General features: G+C 64.7%; 4 protein-coding genes. 1 reads left to right on the top strand and 3 read right to left on the bottom strand.

The annotated features are described in order from the left end of the window. The 3 genes from AC1D1P_RS16555 to AC1D1P_RS16545 form a co-directional block, all read right to left on the bottom strand. Positions 1-995: EmrA/EmrK family multidrug efflux transporter periplasmic adaptor subunit (locus tag AC1D1P_RS16555; protein ID WP_477673720.1), on the bottom strand; the 995-nt coding region annotated here is incomplete at its 3' end. Between the two features lie 55 nt (positions 996-1,050). After that, positions 1,051-2,583 carry an efflux transporter outer membrane subunit gene (locus tag AC1D1P_RS16550; RefSeq protein WP_477673721.1) on the bottom strand — a complete coding sequence of 511 codons (1,533 nt, stop codon included), beginning with the start codon at positions 2,581-2,583 and terminating at the stop codon, positions 1,051-1,053. Positions 2,584-2,689: 106 nt separating this feature from the next. After that, positions 2,690-3,241: a MarR family winged helix-turn-helix transcriptional regulator gene (locus AC1D1P_RS16545; protein ID WP_477673719.1), complete on the bottom strand. Its 552-nt coding sequence runs from the start codon at positions 3,239-3,241 to the stop codon at positions 2,690-2,692. A gap of 79 nt (positions 3,242-3,320) precedes the next feature. Between AC1D1P_RS16545 and AC1D1P_RS16540 the strand changes: the two genes are divergently transcribed. Beyond that, a partial coding sequence (locus AC1D1P_RS16540) for an ABC transporter transmembrane domain-containing protein (RefSeq protein ID WP_477673718.1) occupies positions 3,321-4,022 on the top strand: 702 nt, incomplete at its 3' end.

Raw genomic sequence — 4,022 nt, 5'->3', positions numbered from 1 at the left:
ATCCAGTTGCCGGTGGCGTTTTGCGCGGGCAGCAATGAAAAGGCGGCACCGGTGCCGACGCCCAGGCCGGCTACCTTGCCCTTGTATTCCACCTTCTTGCCGTACAGGTCTGCCACCAGCGTCACGGGCTGGCCGATGCGGATGTTGCGCAGCTGGACTTCCTTGAAGTTGGCGTCGACCCAGACCTGGTTGAGCGGGATGATGGACATCATCGGCGCGCCGGCGGCCACGCGCTGGCCGAGTTGCACCGTGCGCTTGGCCACATAGCCATCCACGGGCGCCAGCAGCGCGGCGCGCTGTGTGGCCAGGTAGGCCTCACGCACCCGGGCGGCGGCAACCTGCACGCTGGGGTGTTGCTCGACGCTGGTGCCTTCGGTCAGGGCCTGGTTGCTGGTGAGCTGCTCACGTGCGGCGACCACACCGGCCTGCGCCGCAGCCAGCGCGCTTTTGGCGGTGGCCAGCTGCGTCTGCGCGTGGTTGAGTTCTTCTTTGGACACCGCGCCGTTGCCGGTGAGCGACTGGCGGCGGTTCAGGTCGTCGCTGGCGCGGGCGATGTCGCTTTGCGCCTTGACCACATCGGCATCGCGCAGCGCGATCTGCGCGGCCAGCGTGCCGTTGTTGGCGTAGAGCGTACGCACCTGGCGCACGGCCTGGGCCAGTGCGGCTTCGGCCTGCTCCAGCGCGACCTTGGCGTCGGCCGGGTCAAGCTGCACCAGCGTCTGGCCGGCTTTCACAAAGTCGGTGTCGTCGGCCATGATGGCCATGACAGTGCCGCCGATTTGCGGCGTGATCTGGATCACGTTGCCCTGCACATAGGCGTTGTCGGTGGACTCGTAATGGCTGGCCACCAGGTATTCATAGGCAGACCAACCCAGCCCTGCAACGACCACCACGGCCGCAAGCGCCGTCAGCGCCTTTTTGCGTTTGGGGTTTCCTGCGGGCGGCTGTGCAGGCGCATTGGGAGCTGGGGAGTTGGTAGATGTTGTGTCGCTCATGATGTTGTCAGGGTGTTGATTGATTTGAAGACGTTGCGTGACGTGGGACCGGCGCCTAATGCGCTGCAGGCACTTTTTCAGAATTAAAACCGGCTGTAGCCCAATCAGGACGAGCGCCAGCAGCTATTGTTTTTGTAGCACCTTGCGCCTGCTTCGCCTGAGCCGGGGCATTGCTGTAGCCGCCGCCCAGGGCGCGTATCAAGGCGACCTGTGTGTCGAGCGCGCGGGCCGAGAGGTCTACCGCCAGGCGGCGCTGGGCCAGCACGCTGGTTTCGGCCGTCAGCACATTGAGGTAGGTGCCCAGTCCGGCCTTGTAGCGCTGCACGGCGATGTCATAGGCGCCTTCTGCGGCTTCCTGCGCGGCGCGCTGTTCGGTTTGCTGGCGCGTGATGGCTTGCGATGACGCCACCTGGTCAGCCACATCGCGCACCGCGTCGATCACGGCGGCGTTGTAGCTTTCGACAGCGGCATCGAGGTCGGCGGTTTTGCCGCGCAGGTTGGCACGCAGGCGGCCGGCGTCAAAAATCGGCAGGCGCAGGGCCGGCCCGACACCCCACTGCTGGCTGCCGGAGTCAAGCAGGCGGCCGAGGCCGATACTGGAAAAACCGGCAAAAGCAACGAGATTGACGTTGGGGTAGAACTGGGTTTTGGCATTGACCACGTCTTTGGACGAAGCCTCTACGCGCCAGCGCGCGGCGGCAATGTCGGCGCGCCGGCCCAGCAGGTCGGCCGGAATGGCCGTGGCGGTTGCTACATTTTTGATAGCTGCTTGCGCAGGAAGGGAAAGAGCTGCAGTGCCATTTGGCTTGCCAATGAGGGCATCGAGCGCGTTGCGCGTGAGGGCCATTTGTTCCTGCAGGGTTTCGAGCTGCAGGCGCGCTTCGGGCAAGCCGCCTTCGCTCTGGCGCAGTTCCAGGCGGGTGTCCAGGCCGGCGTCGACGCGGTCGCGCACCAGCTTGAGGGTTTCGTCACGCTGGGCGAGTGTTCGGCGGGCCACTGTCACCTGCTCGTTCAGGCGAACCAGCTGAAAGTAAGTGCGGGTCACATTGCTGGCCAGCAGCAAGCGTGCGGCCTGCGCGTCTGCTTCAGCCGCGTTGGCGGTGCCCAGCGCGGCGTCCAGTGCGGCACGGTTCTTGCCGAAAAAATCAAGCTCCCAGCTCACCGCGAGCTGCGCGGTACCGCTGTTGCGGATGGAGCCTGCCAGTGGTGCGGGCACTGCGCCATTGGCGGTGTATTGCTGGCGCGTCAGGTCCAGTTGCCCGGTGACCTGCGGCAGCGTGGCGGCATCGGCAACCTCGGTGACGGCCAGTGCGCGAGCCAGACGGGCCTGCGCGAGCTTCAAGGTCGGGCTGGTTTGCAGGGCCTGGTCGACCAGGCTATTGAGTTGCACATCGCCAAACTCGCGCCACCATTCGGCGGCCAGTGGCGCCTGGGCCGGCGTTTGGCTGGCGGTGTCGGCAGCCAGGCCCAGCGAAGGCGCGTCACGCAGGCTGGAATGCGGTGCGATGCCCGACATGTCGGCACAGCCGGTGAGGCCGGTTGCCATCAAACCCACGGCCACCACGCTGGCGGCGGCCACCAGGGCCATGCGGAAAGAGGCGCGCCAGAGCGGCAGGCGCGGCTCGGCGTGTTCGGCCTGGTTCACCGAAACGCAAGCCGAGACAGAAGCGGACGCGCTGCAGAGGGTGTTGCTGTTATTTGTCATCTTTTTCATTCGCTGCTTGAAGGGCTTGAAGGGTCTGCGCTGTTTCAAGAATGCGGCGCAGGTAGCCTTTGAGGTTTTGCCACTCATCGACCGTGAAGCCGGCCAGGTGGGCGTTTTGCACACGGCTGAGCACCGCGGGGATTTCTTTTGCGGCTTCGCGGCCTTCGGGTGTCAATTCGATATTGACCACGCGCCTGTCTTCGCTGGAGCGGATGCGGCGGCAAAAGCCCTTGGCTTCGAGCCGGTCGAGCAGGCGGGTCATGGAACCGGCGTCGAGCTGGCAGACACGGGCCAGTTCAGCCACCGTGGAAGCCTTTCCGAGGTAGATCTTGAGCATGGGCACCCACTGYGCGTTGGTGAGGCCCTGGGGCTCCAGTTCGCGCGTGACCTGCTGGGAGACGCTGTTGAGAATCTGGCGCATCAGCGCGCCGGTGCTTTGCCCGGCGTCGTAATCCGTCGCGCAATAGAACTCGGCCGGCAACCCGCACAAGGGAGTTGAAGGAACTGAGGTCGCTGGCGGACGGGTGGATTCAGATTYCATGGACACGAATAATACATGCCTAGACAAACATTGTCAAGGCTGTGTTTGTACAGACATCTTTTATGGCTAAACTCCCCGCATGGCTACTTCTTCCCTTTCCAATGCGCCCAAGGGCGCGCCCCGCTCCCTTTCCGGCCTCGTTCCCTTCCTGCGTCCCTACCGGGGGCGGATTGTTCTGGCGATGTTTTTCCTGGTGATGGCGGCCGTGGCCACGCTGGTGTTTCCGCTGGCCCTGCGCAGCCTGATTGACGGCGGGCTCAGCGCGGCGGACAAGGGCCAGCAGCTGATGGCGCTGCGCACCCATTTCTTTGAACTGTTTGGCGTGGCGGCGGCGCTGGGCCTTTTTTCGGCAGGCCGCTTCTATATGGTGAGCTGGCTGGGCGAGCGCGTGACGGCAGACCTGCGCAATGCGGTCTACGCGCATGTCGTGCGGCAAAGCCCCGAGTTTTTTGAAACCACACAGACAGGCGAAGTGCTCTCGCGCCTGACCGGCGACACAACGCTGGTGCAGACGGTGGTGGGCTCTTCGCTCAGCATGGGCCTGCGCAATGCCGTGATGGGCGTGGGCGCGCTGGGGATGCTGGTCTATACCAACCCGTACCTCATGGTGCAGGTACTGGTGGTGCTGGTGTTGATCGTCGCGCCCTCGGTCTGGTTTGGCCGGCGTGTACGCAAGCTGTCGCGCGCCAGCCAGGACCGCGTGGCCGACTCCAGCGCGATCGCGGCCGAAGTGCTTAACGCCATTCCGGTGGTGCAAAGCTACACCGCTGAAGGCCGCGAG

It is taken from the genome of Polaromonas sp. P1_E1_2, assembly GCF_056406035.1.
The sequence above is the reverse complement of the archived record's forward strand: the minus strand, read 5'-3'. Positions and strand labels throughout refer to the sequence as shown.